General features: G+C 67.3%; 13 protein-coding genes. 7 read left to right on the top strand and 6 right to left on the bottom strand.

Annotated elements, in window-relative coordinates; all coding sequences use genetic code 11:
• Positions 1–572: 572 nt before the first annotated feature.
• The 4 genes from QRO91_RS08555 to QRO91_RS08540 all read right to left on the bottom strand — a co-directional run bounded on the left by QRO91_RS08555 (position 573) and on the right by QRO91_RS08540 (position 5,708).
• Complete coding sequence (locus tag QRO91_RS08555; RefSeq protein ID WP_049427132.1) at positions 573–1,136, bottom strand: TlpA disulfide reductase family protein; 564 nt, start codon at positions 1,134–1,136, stop codon at positions 573–575.
• Positions 1,133–3,514, bottom strand: coding sequence for a protein-disulfide reductase DsbD (locus QRO91_RS08550; protein WP_049427130.1), 2,382 nt, complete (start codon positions 3,512–3,514; stop codon positions 1,133–1,135). Before QRO91_RS08550 ends, QRO91_RS08555 begins: the two co-directional genes overlap by 4 nt.
• Positions 3,511–3,849: a divalent-cation tolerance protein CutA gene (gene cutA / locus QRO91_RS08545; protein WP_049427128.1), complete on the bottom strand. Its 339-nt coding sequence runs from the start codon at positions 3,847–3,849 to the stop codon at positions 3,511–3,513. The genes QRO91_RS08550 and cutA overlap by 4 nt, the downstream gene beginning before the upstream one ends.
• A 68-nt stretch (positions 3,850–3,917) precedes the next feature.
• Entirely contained in the window at positions 3,918–5,708 is a 1,791-nt protein-coding gene (locus QRO91_RS08540; RefSeq protein WP_285310362.1) for an endonuclease, read from the bottom strand.
• Between the two features lie 351 nt (positions 5,709–6,059).
• Between QRO91_RS08540 and QRO91_RS08535 the strand changes: the two genes are divergently transcribed.
• The 3 genes from QRO91_RS08535 to QRO91_RS08525 all read left to right on the top strand — a co-directional run bounded on the left by QRO91_RS08535 (position 6,060) and on the right by QRO91_RS08525 (position 8,823).
• Positions 6,060–6,347, top strand: coding sequence for a co-chaperone GroES (locus tag QRO91_RS08535; RefSeq protein WP_049427125.1), 288 nt, complete (start codon positions 6,060–6,062; stop codon positions 6,345–6,347).
• Positions 6,348–6,428: 81 nt separating this feature from the next.
• Complete coding sequence (gene groL, locus QRO91_RS08530; protein WP_100443702.1) at positions 6,429–8,078, top strand: chaperonin GroEL; 1,650 nt, start codon at positions 6,429–6,431, stop codon at positions 8,076–8,078.
• A 133-nt stretch (positions 8,079–8,211) separates the two neighbouring features.
• Complete coding sequence (locus QRO91_RS08525) at positions 8,212–8,823, top strand: DUF6445 family protein (RefSeq protein ID WP_049432082.1); 612 nt, start codon at positions 8,212–8,214, stop codon at positions 8,821–8,823.
• A gap of 28 nt (positions 8,824–8,851) precedes the next feature.
• On the opposite strand, the gene QRO91_RS08520 is transcribed toward QRO91_RS08525, so the two are convergent.
• Positions 8,852–10,015: a serine hydrolase gene (locus tag QRO91_RS08520; protein ID WP_049432081.1), complete on the bottom strand. Its 1,164-nt coding sequence runs from the start codon at positions 10,013–10,015 to the stop codon at positions 8,852–8,854.
• A 70-nt stretch (positions 10,016–10,085) separates the two neighbouring features.
• Positions 10,086–11,015, bottom strand: a complete 930-nt coding sequence (locus QRO91_RS08515) for a pepsin/retropepsin-like aspartic protease family protein (RefSeq protein WP_049432078.1) — start codon at positions 11,013–11,015, stop codon at positions 10,086–10,088.
• A 106-nt stretch (positions 11,016–11,121) separates the two neighbouring features.
• On the opposite strand from QRO91_RS08515, the gene QRO91_RS08510 reads away from it, so the two are divergent.
• From QRO91_RS08510 to QRO91_RS08495, 4 genes are all read left to right on the top strand, one after another.
• Complete coding sequence (locus QRO91_RS08510; RefSeq protein ID WP_049432076.1) at positions 11,122–11,829, top strand: response regulator transcription factor; 708 nt, start codon at positions 11,122–11,124, stop codon at positions 11,827–11,829.
• A 32-nt stretch (positions 11,830–11,861) separates the two neighbouring features.
• On the top strand, positions 11,862–13,160 hold the full coding sequence (locus QRO91_RS08505; protein WP_049432072.1) for a HAMP domain-containing sensor histidine kinase: 1,299 nt from the start codon (positions 11,862–11,864) through the stop codon (positions 13,158–13,160).
• Positions 13,161–13,232: 72 nt separating this feature from the next.
• Positions 13,233–13,727 carry a MarR family winged helix-turn-helix transcriptional regulator gene (locus QRO91_RS08500; protein ID WP_049432069.1) on the top strand — a complete coding sequence of 165 codons (495 nt, stop codon included), beginning with the start codon at positions 13,233–13,235 and terminating at the stop codon, positions 13,725–13,727.
• Positions 13,724–14,464 (top strand): DNA alkylation repair protein, encoded by a 741-nt coding sequence (locus tag QRO91_RS08495; protein ID WP_197620478.1) that lies wholly within the window; start codon positions 13,724–13,726, stop codon positions 14,462–14,464. The genes QRO91_RS08500 and QRO91_RS08495 overlap by 4 nt, the downstream gene beginning before the upstream one ends.
• Positions 14,465–14,495: the final 31 nt, after the last annotated feature.

Genomic DNA, 14,495 nt, shown 5'->3' with positions numbered 1-14,495 from the left:
CCCCCCCCCCCCCCCCCCGAATTTTTTTAAATCCACCCCCCCCCACAAAAAAAAACAGGATTTATGGGGGCGGAGGCTAAAGTGTTAAAAACAGCCCACCACCACGGGGGGGGTTGGGGGGGGGGGGGGGGGGGGGGGGGGGGGGGGCCCCCCAAAAACCCCGGGGGGGGGGGGGGCCCCCCCCCCCCCCCCCCCCCCCCCCCCCCCCCCCCCCCCCCCACCCCGCCTTCGACAGATCTCCGCGATCTGTAGATCCACGCTATGCGTGGATGCTCTTCGTTCAATTGTCGGAATATTCGATTTCGATGGAGATCCATCCACGCATGGCGTGGATCTACCGTGTCGACCAAGGTCGACACCTACCAGCAGCTGCCGAAATCTGTCAGAGGTGGGGCGGTGTCGGAGTGCGGGGTGTCAGCCGCATGGATGCGGCTGCCAAGCTTACAGGGACGTACTTGCAGCGTCCCCGCACTCCGACATCGCCCCGCCATCCCACGGAAAGCCCGCTGTAGCTGTTGCTTCGGCTGTTGCTCTGGCCTGAAGCGGGTGCAGGGTGCAACCCTGCCGAACCCTCACTTCACCCAGCGTTCGATTTCGCCGTGAGCGAACGGTCCCAGCTTCGCCTTGACCATCCGCCCCTGCGCATCGAACAGCACGCTGTAGGGCAGCAGGCCCTGCGCGTTGCCCAGCTGCACGCTGGCATCGCGCGGGCCCGGTGTCTCGATCACGATCGGGTAATCCACCGGCACCTGCCGCAGGAAACGGCGCACGTCTTCCGGGGTATCCAGTGCCAGGCCCAGCACCTGCACACCGTCGTCGCCCTGCACCTGGGCGAAGCGGGCAAGTTCCGGCATCTCTTCCACGCAGGGGGCGCACCAGCTGGCCCAGACGTTGATCAGCAGTGGGCGGCCGGCGAAGCGCTGGTGCAGGTCCAGGGGGCGGCCTTCAAGATCGGGCAGCGACAATGCGGGCAGGCTGTCGCCAACCTGCAGGACCGGCGTCGCAGGCGCGACGGCGGGCGCCGCCGGCATGGCCCCAGGCATCACCGGCGCCGGTGCCAATCGATGGCCGGCCCACAGGCCAAGGCCGGCGGCCAGCACCGCTGTCCACAGCAGCGCTGGCCGTTGCCACTTCATCGTGCGGTGCGCAGCAGCGCTTCCTCGACCACGGCCTGGGTCAGCAGCGTCGGCAGCACGGTCGGCGGTGCACCGGGGCCGTACACCACGTACAGCGGCACGCCGACGGCTTTGTGTTCTTCCAGGAACGTGGTGATCTGCGGATCGACGTTGGTGTAGTCACCGCGCATGTACACCGCGTTGGTGCGCTTGAGCAGGTCCTTGAACTCCGGGCGCGACAGCACGGCGCGCTCGTTGGCCTTGCAGCTCACGCACCAGTCGGCGGTCATGTTGACGAACACCACGCGGTTGTCGGCGCGCAGGCGGTCCAGCAGCTGCGGCGAGTACTCCACCACGTTGTCGCTGGCCGCCTGTGCGGCGCGTGCCGGCGGTGCCAGCTGGGTCACGCCCCAGGCCGGTACCAATGCACCGATCGCCAGCAGCACACCGAGCAGGGTCACTGCACGCGAGCCGGTCCAGCGGTTGCGCTCGAACAGCCACAGGCCGAAGGCGAACAGCAGCAGGCCACCCAGCACCAGCGCCATGCCGTCCACGCCGCGCTGCTTGCCCAGCACCCACAGCAGCCACAGCGCGGTGGCATACATCGGGAAGGCCAGCACGTGCTTGAGCGTTTCCATCCACGGGCCCGGCTTGGGCAGGCGGCGCGCCAGCGCCGGCACGAAGCCGATCAGCAGGAACGGCAGCGCCAGGCCCAGGCCGAGGAACAGGAACACGGTCATCGCCTTCAGCGGCGGCGCAATGAACGCGTAGGCGATCGCGCCACCCATGAACGGGCCGACGCAGGCACTGCCGACCACGCAGGCCAGCGCACCGGTGAAGAAGTCGCCGGCCGGGCCGCTGCGGCTGGCCAGGGACTGGCCAAGGTTGCCGATGCCACCGCCGAGGGTGAACACACCGGACAGGCTCAGCCCCACCGCGAACATGATGTAGGCCAGTGCCGCCACCACGCCCGGATGCTGCAGCTGGAAGCCGATGCCGACGGCGTTGCCGATCGCGCGCAGGCCGACCATCAAGGCGCCGATCACCGCGAAGGCGACCAGCACGCCCAGCGTGTACCAGAGCGCGTGGCTGCGCGCGCGCTGCGGGCTCTCGCCGCTCTGCGCCAGGCTCAGCACCTTCAGCGACAGGATCGGCAGCACGCACGGCATCAGGTTCAATACCAAGCCACCGGCCAAGGCCAACAACAGCACCCAGACGAACGAGCGGTCCGGGTTCGGCGTGGTCGCCGGCGGACGCGTGCGCAGTGCGTTGTCACCCTGCGCATCGGCGGCGAATTCATTGCCGGAGGCAACGTCACCCGCAGTGGCCGACGCCGCTTCGGTGTTGGGCACGGTCGGCAGCAGGCGCAGTGGGGCGCCATTGGCAGCTTCGCGCGGTGCACCGACGGCACCGGGCAGCGGGTTGATCACCTCGTTGCGCGGCGGTGTCTGGTCGGCGTTGGCGCTGACCTTGCCGGCGGGGATCGACAGCTTCACCCGGCGGGTCATCGGCGGGTAGCAGATGCCATCGGTCTGGCAGCCCTGGAAGGTCACCACCAGGGTGCTGTCGACCGCGTCGGCAACGGAGCGGCGCAGCGGCAGCGGTACTTCCACCTGGTTGAAGTAGACCGATACATTGCCGAAGTGTTCATCACGATGCGACTGCGCAGCCGGCCAGCGCGGCGTGCCGGCCTGCGCGCCGGTGCTGCCTTCCAGCTTCAGCGAGGTGCGGTCGCGATACAGGTAGTAGCCCGGCGCCGGGCTGAAGCGCAGCAGCAGGGTGTTGCCGTCGCTGGCGATGGCATCGAAGCCGAACGCCTGCTCGGACGGAAGCGGCAGCGCCTGGCTGTTGCTGGCGGCACCCGGCAGGCGCAGCCCGCCGCTGTTGCCGGCACCTGCCAGCGGATTGTTGAACGGGCTGGCGGCACCGGCACGCGCGGCAGGGGCCGCGGCCTGTGCACCGGCACCGGGCAGGCTGACCTGTACCACGCGCTTCTGCGGCGGGTAGCAGACACCGGCGTCGGCACAGCCCTGGTAGCGTACTTCCAGGCTGATGGTGCCTGCGGCATCGGTCGGCGTGCCGGGCAGGGTAGCCTGCAGGCGTTCGCGATAGGTTTCGACTTCGCCGAAGAAATCGTCGTGGTGCTTGTCGCCCTTGGGCATCTGCAGCGCGCCGGCATTGAACGCCGGATCGGCCTTGACGCTGGTGCGGTGGCGATACAGGTAGTAGCCGGGTGCGATCTTGAACTGCAGTTGCACCTGGCCGCGCTCGGGGGCGGTGGCGGTCAGCGCGAACGCCTGGTCCACCGGCAGCAGGTCCTTCTCATCCAGCGCGAACGCTGGCAGCGAGAGCCACAACAGGGCGCACAGGGCGGCGCCACGCGCAAACAGAGTCTTCAATCAGTGTCCTCCCGGGTCTGTGCCCGGATCCAATCCAGATACGCCGGCAGGCCGGCCCGGGTTTCGACCGCGATGCACTCCGGGAGTTCATACGGATGCAGTTCGACGATCCGGGCAATCGCGTCATCGACGCGGCTTCCGGTGGTCTTCACCAGCAGCTGCAGCTCGGCGTCGGTGGTCACCTCGCCCTGCCAGCGGTAGGTCGACTGTGCGCCATCGAGGCGGGTCACGCACGCGGCCAGGCGCTCGCCGACCAGCGCGTGCGCGATGCGCTCGGCACTGGCCCGGTCCGGGCAGGTGGTCAACAGCAGCAGGACGGGATCGACGGTCGACATGGCCGTCGAGTATAGGGCCGCCGCCGGGTCAGGGCCCGGCGGCGGCAGTGGACCGCTGCGTTGCGCGGTCAGTTGGCCAGCTGGCAGGTCGCCGGCTTGGCCGAGGTGAACAGGCCCGGGGTCGCCCACTCGGGGTGGTCGATGAACGGGTTGCGGTTGCCCTGGAAGCTGTAGATCACGTCATTGCGCGCACGTTCGGCATCATCCGGCGGGTCGGACAGGTGCCAGTCGATCAGCGTGGACAGCAGGCCCATGTAGGCCGGCGAACTGCTGGTCTTGACGATCTTGCTGCGGTCGTCGGTCAGCTCCAGGTCCGGCTCGGACTGGCCGGTGGCCGCATCCTTGCCGCCCTCGTAGCGGATGGCCATGTACATCACCGCACGCGCCATGTCGCCCTTGCGCTTGCCCCACACCTCGAACGTGCCGGTGTTGCCGTCCGGCGTGCGCACCCAGTTGGAATTGCCCGGATAGCCACCGCTGCCGCCGCCCTGGCCGTTGTTGGCCTCGGTGGCACGCTCGCCGCAGCCGGCATCGCACTTGGCGTACGGCTTGTTGCCACGGTCGGCGTTCCACTGTGCATCGGTCAGGTACAGCATGTGGGTGTCGGTGTACGGCGCGTACGGCAGGCCCTTGTCACCGGTGGTGCTGGCAAAGCCCAGCGAGTTCGGCCAGGTGTGTTCGCGGTTGTACTTCAGGCCACTGCCGCTGCCGGCGCGATCGGTCACCTTGGCGTAGCTGCGGTTGCGATACGCGTCGAGGATGCGGTTCGGGTTGTTCGCGTCCTCGTCGGCAATCTCCAGGATGGTCCAGGTGCTGGTGCCCGAGCCGCTGTACGGGTAGGCGGTGTGGCCCTTGATGGTGGCGTGCAGCGAGCAGCGCAGCTGGCTCGGGCTGGAGGTGTTCACCTTGGAGTAGTAGCCGGCCGGCACGCCCGGGTTGCCCGGGTCCGGATTGCCGCCGGTGCTGGCCACGGTGAACGCGATGCGGCTGTCGGCGGCCGGGTGCGCGCCCTGCAGGTCGGTGATGCGCGCGGCGCGGATATCGAAGCGGCAGGCCTCACCGGCCACCAGCGCGGTGTTGGTGGACAGCTTCACGCTGCGGCCGCTGGCCGGGAAGGTCAGCGGCACGCTGCCGGAGGTGCCGCAGCTCAGCGCGAAGGCGCCACTGGCCAGGTTCACCGTCTCGCTGAACACCACTTCCAGATCGGCCGCGGCCGGGAAGGTGCTGCTGCCCTGTGCCGGGGTGGTGGTGGACACCGACGGTGGTGTGTTCGGGCCCGGGGTGCCGCCGCCGCTGAAGGTCTGGCCGTTGTTGCAGCTGCCGAAGGTCTGCCTGGCCGACTCGGCCCAGGTGAAGTGCGCGTACTGGCTGCCGCTGCCGGTCAGCTGCAGCGAGGTGCCCGGGGCCGTGCTGTTGGTCTCGGCCACCGGAATGTTCTGGCTGGTCATGCCGGCGGCAGGGCCACCGGAGGCGGTGATGGCGCCCTCGTAGCTGAGGAACTGGACCACCTTGCCGCTGGCATCGACCAGGGCGATGCCATCGTTCGGGCCGTTCTGGATGCCGTTGGTCGGGTAGTTGACCACGGCGATGGTCGCGCTGCCGCAGCCTGCGGCGGTGCCGGCCGGGACCGGGTTGTTGGCGTAGACCGCGGCAGCCGAAGGATTGCTGCCGTTGTAGAGGTAAAGCCGATAGCCGGAGAGGTCCTCTCCGGCGGTGGCGACGACCTCGATCGCTTCGCCGACGTCACCGGCGGCGGTGCTGTCGTCGTAGTGCAGTTCGTTGATGAAGACCTCGGCCTGGGCCGGCGCGGCGGCCAGCGCCAGCAGGCAGGCGGCGGCAAGCGGGGACAGCAATCGCATCGACAACTCCTTGTGATTGGGAATGCGCGGCCGAGCCTAAGGCCGATCCAGTGACACTTTGTCGTAAATGAACGTCAGATATCTGACAGTGGGACATTGGTCACCAAATGTCACCCGTTCCCCCCTTGGCTTGCGGCACTGCATCCCTATACAGGCGTCCACGCAGGGAAGGAGGTTTCCGGGCCCGGAGAAAAATTTCGGGATCGGCCCTTGAAAGGCCTGTGGAGGTCTCCATCTCTGTCGTGCTCCCGACTTGTCGGGCTTTTTCACGCGCGTTGCTGGCACTCGCCCGGTGCGACTGCTAACATCGCCAGACTTTTTCAGACCAATCAATAACTTAAGAGGTCTCTCATGAGCATCAAGCCGCTGCACGACCGCGTTGTGGTCAAGCCGATCGAAGCCGACGAAATCTCCGCCGGTGGCATCGTCATTCCGGATTCGGCCAAGGAAAAGTCCACCAAGGGTGAAGTCGTGGCCGTCGGCCCGGGCAAGCCGCTGGACAACGGCAGCGTGCGTGCGCCGTCGCTGAAGGTTGGCGACAAGGTCATCTACGGCCAGTACGCCGGCAGCTCGTACAAGAGCGAAGGCGTCGAGTACAAGGTCCTGCGTGAAGACGACGTGCTCGCCATCATCGGCTGAGCCTCGGCGCGACCTGCTTTTCTGTAAGACATCCCTTTTCGTCGCCGGGCCCGGCCCGGTGCAAACATCGAGGTAATCGCAATGGCTGCCAAGGATATTCGTTTCGGTGAAGACGCCCGTTCGCGCATGGTGCGCGGCGTCAACGTTCTCGCCAATGCCGTCAAGGCCACCCTGGGCCCGAAGGGCCGCAACGTCGTGCTGGAAAAGAGCTTCGGCGCCCCGACCATCACCAAGGACGGCGTCTCCGTCGCCAAGGAAATCGAACTGGCTGACAAGTTCGAGAACATGGGCGCGCAGATGGTGAAGGAAGTCGCTTCCCGCACCAACGACGACGCAGGCGACGGCACCACCACCGCCACCGTGCTGGCCCAGGCCCTGATCCGCGAAGGCGCCAAGGCTGTGGCCGCCGGCATGAACCCGATGGACCTCAAGCGCGGTATCGACAAGGCCGTCGTGGCCGCCGTCACCGAGCTGAAGAACATCTCCAAGCCGACCGCCGACGACAAGGCGATTGCCCAGGTCGGCACCATCTCGGCCAACTCGGACGAGTCGATCGGCCAGATCATCGCCGACGCGATGAAGGAAGTCGGCAAGGAAGGCGTGATCACCGTTGAAGAAGGCTCGGGCCTGGACAACGAGCTGGACGTGGTCAAGGGCATGCAGTTCGACCGCGGCTACCTGTCCCCGTACTTCATCAACAACCAGCAGTCGCAGACCGCTGACCTGGATGACCCGTTCATCCTGCTGCACGACAAGAAGATCTCCAACGTCCGTGACCTGCTGCCGGTGCTGGAAGGCGTCGCCAAGGCCGGCAAGCCGCTGCTGATCGTTGCCGAAGAAGTCGAAGGCGAAGCGCTGGCCACCCTGGTGGTCAACACCATCCGTGGCATCGTCAAGGTCGTGGCCGTCAAGGCACCGGGCTTCGGCGACCGTCGCAAGGCGATGCTGGAAGACATGGCCGTGCTGACCGGCGGCACCGTGATCTCCGAAGAAGTTGGCCTGTCGCTGGAAAAGGCCACCATCAAGGACCTGGGCCGCGCCAAGAAGGTGCAGGTTTCCAAGGAAAACACCACCATCATCGATGGCGTGGGTGACAAGGCTGCCGTCGACGCACGCGTCGGCCAGATCAAGACCCAGATCCAGGACACCTCCTCCGATTACGATCGCGAGAAGCTGCAGGAACGCGTGGCCAAGCTGGCCGGCGGCGTTGCCGTGATCAAGGTCGGTGCTTCGACCGAAATCGAAATGAAGGAAAAGAAGGATCGCGTCGACGACGCCCTGCACGCGACCCGTGCAGCCGTTGAAGAAGGCGTGGTCCCGGGCGGCGGCGTTGCCCTGGTCCGTGCGGTCACCGCACTGGCTGGCCTGAAGGGTGCCAACGAAGACCAGAACCACGGCATCCAGATCGCCCTGCGCGCGATGGAAGCTCCGCTGCGCGAAATCGTTGCCAACGCCGGTGAAGAGCCGTCGGTCATCATCAACAAGGTCAAGGAAGGCACCGGCAGCTTCGGCTACAACGCCGCCACCGGCGAGTTCGGCGACATGCTGCAGTTCGGCATCCTGGACCCGACCAAGGTGACCCGTTCGGCGCTGCAGAACGCTGCTTCGATCGCTGGCCTGATGATCACCACCGAAGCCATGGTTGCCGAAGCTCCGAAGAAGGACGAGCCGGCCATGGGTGGCGCCGGTGGCATGGGTGGCATGGGTGGCATGGGCGGCATGGACTTCTAAGGTCCACGCCCGCGTCGGACGTTGCCGGCCCTGGCCGGCGCGTCTCCCCGATGCAAAGGAAAACCCCGCCGCGAGGCGGGGTTTTTTGTTGCACGGTTGCCGCCATGGCGCCGCGTCGCTACGCTCGGCGACCATGCCTACCTCGTTCATCGTCGTCGACGACTTCCTCTCTCCGGCCGATGCGCACGGCCTGCGCCAGGCCGGCCTGGGCCTGACCTACCCGGCGCAGGAGGGTGCATTCCCCGGCCGCAATTCGCTCGAGCGGCTGGAGCTGGACGGCCTGTCCGAGGCCGCATCGCGGCTGGTCAACGAGCCGCTGCGGCCGGTCAATCCGCTGCAGTCGCACGGCAAGTTCCGGCTGACCCTGGCCAGCGATGTCGGTCGCGCCAAGGTGCACACCGATCATTCGCACTGGTCCGGCATCCTCTACCTCAGCGCTCCGGAGCACTGCGAAGGCGGTACCGAATTCTTCCGCCATCGCCGCACCAACACCGAGCGCATGGCGCTGAACGCCCACGAGCTGGCTGCGCTGGGCTACGCCAATGGCGGCGACATGCATCGCGACATCATCGAACGCGACAGCATTGACGACAGCCAGTGGGAGATGACCATGCGCATCCCGATGCGCTTCAACCGCCTGGTGCTGCTGCGCCCGTGGTTCTGGCATACCGCTGGCCCGGCCTTCGGCGACCGGCCGGAAAATGGGCGGCTGGTCTACCTGATGTTCTTCGAGCAGGCGCGGTAAGCAGAAGCCATCCACGCATGGCGTGGATCTACTTCACGAATGCCTTCTCCGCGCCGTACTCCCACTGCCACGGCACGCCGGTGTCGCCCAGCACGAAGGCCACCAGCGCCGGGAAGGTCGCTTCGGCGCGCACATCGTTGCCCAGGATCACCACGCAGCGCTGCTGCCGCTCCACGCACACCAGCGTGTTGCCCACCGCATCATCGTGGCCGCCCTTGTAGAAGCCTGCGCCTTGCGGGCCACGGAACGTCACTACGCCCAGGCCCGCCGCCAGGTCCTTGCGCTGCTGCGCCTTCGGCAACTCCGGCTGCAGGGTGGGGAACTGGCTAGCGGTGGTGATCGGCAGCTGCGGCCGCACCAGCTCCTTGCGCATCGCCGCTGACAGTCCATCGCCGCGCACGTAGCCGGCAGCGAAGCGGGCCATGTCGGCGATGGTGGTATCCATCGAACCGGCCGCACGCACGCGGCTGCGCTCATCGTGCGGCTCGGCGGTGCCCTCCATGGTCCAGCCATCGGCCAGGTTGGTGGCGAAGTCTTCGCGCCACATCATGCTGGTGCGGGTCATGCCGAAGCGGTCGAACACCCGCTGCTGCATCAACGCGCCCACATCCTCGCCCAGCCGCCCGCGCTCGATCACGAACTGCAGCAGGATCAACCCTTCGCCGGAATAGCCGTAGCGGCTGCCCGGATCGAAGTGGAACTTCAGCCGGCCGTCCGGTTCGAGGAACCCGAAGTTGGCAAAGCCACTGGCGTGGTTGAGCAGCAGGCGAGGGGTGAGCTGGCGCCAGCGCGCATCATCGGCCAGCACGCTGTAGTCGGCGTACTTCTTCGTTTCGGGCGGATAGTCCGGCAGCGGCTTGTCCAGCGCTGTGGCGATGCTGGCATCCAGATCGATCCTGCGGTCTTGCGCCAGCTGCGCGACCAGATGGCCGAATGCCATCTTGGTCAGCGAGGCGGCATACATCACCGTATCGGTGCGCAGCGGCTCGCCTGCGGCGTTGCGTTCGCCGTAGGCAGCCACGTGCACCACCTTGCCGCCATCGATCACCGCCAGCGCCAGGCCACGCGCCTGTGCGGCCCGCATCAGCCGCTGCACTTCGGCATCGATGCGGGCCGGCGAGGGTACCGGGGGTGGTGCGGCCAGCACGGCCAGCGGGAACAGCGTCGGCAACAACAGGGCAGCACGGCGCATGCGTGGACCTCCTGGCGGGACGTGGCGCGATGCTACGCCAGCCCGCGGTCCGCGTCATGGCACGCCGGGGTCACGTCACCGCCGGCTGGCGCAGGCAGATCCGGGCGGCGCCGGCGCTGATGTCCACCTGACTGGCGACCATGGCGTCGGCGCCGAGGATCAGTGCGGGGCGAGCCTCCAGCCCGATGGACCTGAACACCGACAGTTCGCTGATCCTGACCTCCATCGCCGGGTGCTGCCAACCGGTGCCGGACATGCCGGACAGGGTGTACAACCACGTCGCCTGCGGCTGGCCCCCCAGTCCCTGCGTGCCTTTCTCGCGGACCCGCAGGCGCTCATCGCTGCCGTCGATGCGCAGGCCCAGTGCGCGGGCGGCTTCGGCATTGAGCACGGTCTGCGCGGCACCGGTGTCGACCACCGCGATGGCTTCCACTTCCGCCTCACCCAGTTTCACGGTAATGAAGGCGAAGTGTTCCAAGCCGTCGCGCCGATCAGGCAGTGCATTGGCCTGGCACTGGCGACCATCGACGCCAAGCTGCCCGGGCTTCCACAGCGCCAGCTCACCACGGCTGAAGTCCCAGCGGGTATCCCAACGGCCGGTCAGGTCGTTGCCGATCAGGCCGTCGACGGCGGGGTCATCGTCCTTCTGCAGATTGGAAAGGTCGGCCTGCACACCGCTGACGCGCAGCTGCCATCCGCCAATCCGCCAGGAGGTCGTGTGCATGCGCTGCAGCGGCGCGCTCTGGGCGCTGGCCCCCTGCGCATGCGTGGTGGCGGACCGGGGATCCTCCAGCCCGTGGCGGCGGGCTACCCGACCGTCGACGAGGGTGACCCCAGCCGCGCTGTCGACCACGAAGCGCAGCGGTTCGGCGCTTCCGTTCAGTGAGACGGCCACTGCCGGATGGTTGCCCTGCATCCACATCGGCAGCACGTGTACAGGCGGGGCGGCGGCCAGCGCGGGGAATGCAGCGGCAAGCAGGGGCAGAACGGACAGGCGCACGTTGGATCTCCGGACTAGAAGTGGAGGCCTATTGGCGTGCATCGGCGTATCCCGCGAATATCGGCGTTGATACCGTCCTGATACATGCCTGCGGGATACTGGCTGCATGAACACTCCTGCCCGGGTCATCGTTGTCGATGACGATGCCAGCATCCGTGACGCCATCGCCGACTGCCTGCTGCTGCATGGCTACCAGGTGCGCGTGGCAGCCGACGCTGCAGGCCTGGATCTGCTGCTGCTGAACGAGCGTCCGGACGCCATCATCCTGGACTGGATGATGCCCGGAGAGGACGGCCTGTCGGTGTGCCGCCGGCTGCAGGCGCGGGCCATCCCGATCCTGATGCTGTCGGCGATGGGGGCCACACCGGACCGCGTGATCGGCCTGGAAATGGGAGCGGACGACTATCTGGCCAAGCCCTTCGATCCACGCGAACTGCTGGCGCGGGTGCGTGCCCTGCTGCGCCGGCAGGACAAGCTGCGCGCCCAGGTCGCCAGCGAGCTGCGGTTTGCCGGCTGGCGATTGCTACCCGATCAGCGCCGCCTGTTCACACCCGATGGCCGTGAACTCGCGCTCAGCCGGGGGGAGTTCGCCCTGATGCTGGCGTTGGCCGAGCGCCCCGGACGCGTGCTGGGACGGGAGCAGCTGCTGCAGTTGACCCATGGCGAAGACAGCGACAGCGTCGACCGCGCCGTCGATCTGGCGATCAGCCGGCTGCGCCGCAAGCTGGGCCAGGCGGCTCCCGGCGCGGAAGCGCTTGTGCAGACGCTGCGCGGCGAAGGCTATCGCTTCGGCGCCGAGGTACATGTGCTGTGAGGGCTCGTTGGTCCACTGCACGCTGGATCGCGATGGTGGCCCTGGCCAGCCTGCTGCTGGCCACGCTGGTCAGCGTCGCGGTGGTGGGCTGGATGCCACGACCCGCACCGCCCCCCATGCGGCTGGACCAGGCCATGCAGGTCGTTCGTGGCGAACGGCCCGCCATGCCGCTGGGGCTGCATCTCGAAACCCGTGCGTCGCCGCCGCAGGGCAGCAGCAATGGCTGGCTCACCCACCTGGTTGCGTCGCAGATGGGCCTGCCGCTGGAACACGTGCGGTTGGTCTGGAGTGGCCGCGGCAAGGCGCCTGATGTGAAGGTCATCGAAGGCGGCATGGAACTCGATGGAAATGCACGGACGGACGCGTTGCAGGCGCAGGTGTCAGTGCTGACCAAGATGCAGTGGTCACCCTTTGAACTGGCGGTGCGCCAAGCTGATGGCCGATGGCACGTGGTCGGCAGCGACCACAGCGATCTGGCGGCGTGGCGTCGGCAGGTCGTGCTGGCGCTGGTAGCGGGGACCGTGCTGTTGGCACCCCTTGCCGCCTGGGCATCGGTCCGCCTGGGACGGCCGCTGCGGCGGCTGGCCGAGGCCAGTGCACAGGTCGAACTGCAGGACGGCACACCACTGCCGGACGACGGCCCACGCGAAGTACAGATGCTGGCCGCAGCGATCAGCACCGGGCGCGAGCGCCTGCGCGAACAGGCCCAGGACATGACGCGCATGCTGGCCGCAGTAGCGCACGACCTGCGCACGCCGTTGACCGGCCTGCGTCTGCGTGCGGAGTTCGCACCGCCGGCACAGGCCGCGCGGATGGTGGCTGACATCGAACGCATGGATACGATGATCGAGCAGGTGCTCGATTACGCACGCGGCGAACTGCAACCACTGCAGTTGCGGCCGCTGGATCTGGCCGCGTTGCTGGAGGAATGCGTGCACAGTGCCCTGCTGCGCGGCATCGAAATCTCCATCGAGGGACCGGATGCCCTGCCGTGGCAGGGTGACGCGCTCCTGCTGCGGCGGGCGATCGACAACCTCATCGACAACGCAGACCGCTACGCCGGTGCGGTAGACCTGCACGCCGCCATGGCAGGCAATCGGATGCAGCTGGATGTGATGGACCGCGGCCCGGGCATCGCCGAGGACGACCGCGCACGCCTGCTGCAACCCTTCCAGCGCAGCGAGAGCTCGCGCAGCCGCGCCACGGGTGGGACCGGCCTGGGCCTGGCGGTGGCGGCCAACGTCGCACGACGGCATGGGGGCGAGCTTCTGCTGCTGCAGCGTGATGGCGGCGGACTGATCGCACGCCTGCTGCTGGGGCCGGTTTCCTGATATCGCTGGGATATTAACGTAATGCCTATGCTATAGCATATGATTAGGCACCTAATCATATTGGATGAAGCCATGCTGGAAGCCAAGCACAGTGCCCTGCTGGATGAAGCGCAACGGCGCGGCCATACTGGCGTCGCGCAGCTGCGCCTGTGTTTCCAGTTGCTGTCGCTGTCATCGGCCATCGATCGCGACTGCGCCACACGCCTGGCGCCGCACGGGCTCAGTGAAGGGCGATTCACCGTGCTTTTCCTGCTGCACGGTGCCGGTGGCACGCTGCCACCGCATGAACTGGCCGAGCGCGCAGGTGTCACCCGCGCCACGATCAGTGGCCTGATCGATGGCCTGCAGCGCGAAGGGCTGCTGCAGCGGCGCAGTGACGCCGAAGATGGCAGGCGCCTGCAGATCGTGCTGACCACACAGGGGAAACGCCTTGCCGAGGCGCTGTTCAACCAGCACACGCAATGGATAGGCGGCTTGTTCAGCGGATTGGACGCGGAAGAACAGCAGCAGTTGTCGCAGCTGCTGCACAAGGTCTGGCGGCACACCGATACAGGTCGTGGGGCATGAGCGGGACCCTGACAGCTGAGCGATTGAATGCGCTCAACACTGGCAGCGTCGCCGCCAGCCATCTGGCTGAATGCCTGGCGGTGGATTTCGCTGCGCTGTTACAGGCGGTGGCACCCGCACTTGAACATGACGCGCTGCACCGCATGCGCGATGCTGAAGGCAAGGGCATCACCCAGCGCATGGCCCTGGCTGCCCGGTTGCTGCGCGAAAGCGGGCAGGGCGCTCCTGCGAAATGGCAGGAGCATGCGTCCGATTCCGTGCGTGGCTGGGCCTGCTACCTGATTGGCAGCGATGCCAGCGCAACGTTACCGGCCAAGCTGCGTGCGATGCGTCCGCTCGCCGATGATCCGCACTTCGGCGTGCGTGAGTGGGCGTGGCTCGCGCTGCGTGCAGATATCGTTGCTGCACCGTTGCAGGCGCTGGAGTGCCTGCAGCCATGGACGCAGCAAGCTTCACCCTACCTGCGTCGCTTCGCCTGCGAAGCACTGCGCCCGCGTGGCGTGTGGGCCACGCACATCGCGTTGTTCAAGCAGCACCCGGACCATGCATTGCCGCTGCTTGAAGCGCTGGCCGACGATCCGGATCGCTACGTACAGGACTCGGTTGGCAACTGGCTCAACGATGCCGGCAAGACCCAGCCGCGCTGGCTGCGCGATCTGTGCGCGCGCTGGCAGCGTGAACACGACGGCAGCGCCAACGCCTACATCCGCAGGCGCGCACTACGCTCGCTGCGGTAGTGCCGGCCGCTGGCCGGCAACCCTCAAACCC

Source organism: Stenotrophomonas maltophilia group sp. Smal32, from assembly GCF_030237085.1.
Taxonomy (GTDB): Bacteria; Pseudomonadota; Gammaproteobacteria; order Xanthomonadales; family Xanthomonadaceae; genus Stenotrophomonas; species Stenotrophomonas maltophilia_Q.
The sequence above is the reverse complement of the archived record's forward strand: the minus strand, read 5'-3'. Positions and strand labels throughout refer to the sequence as shown.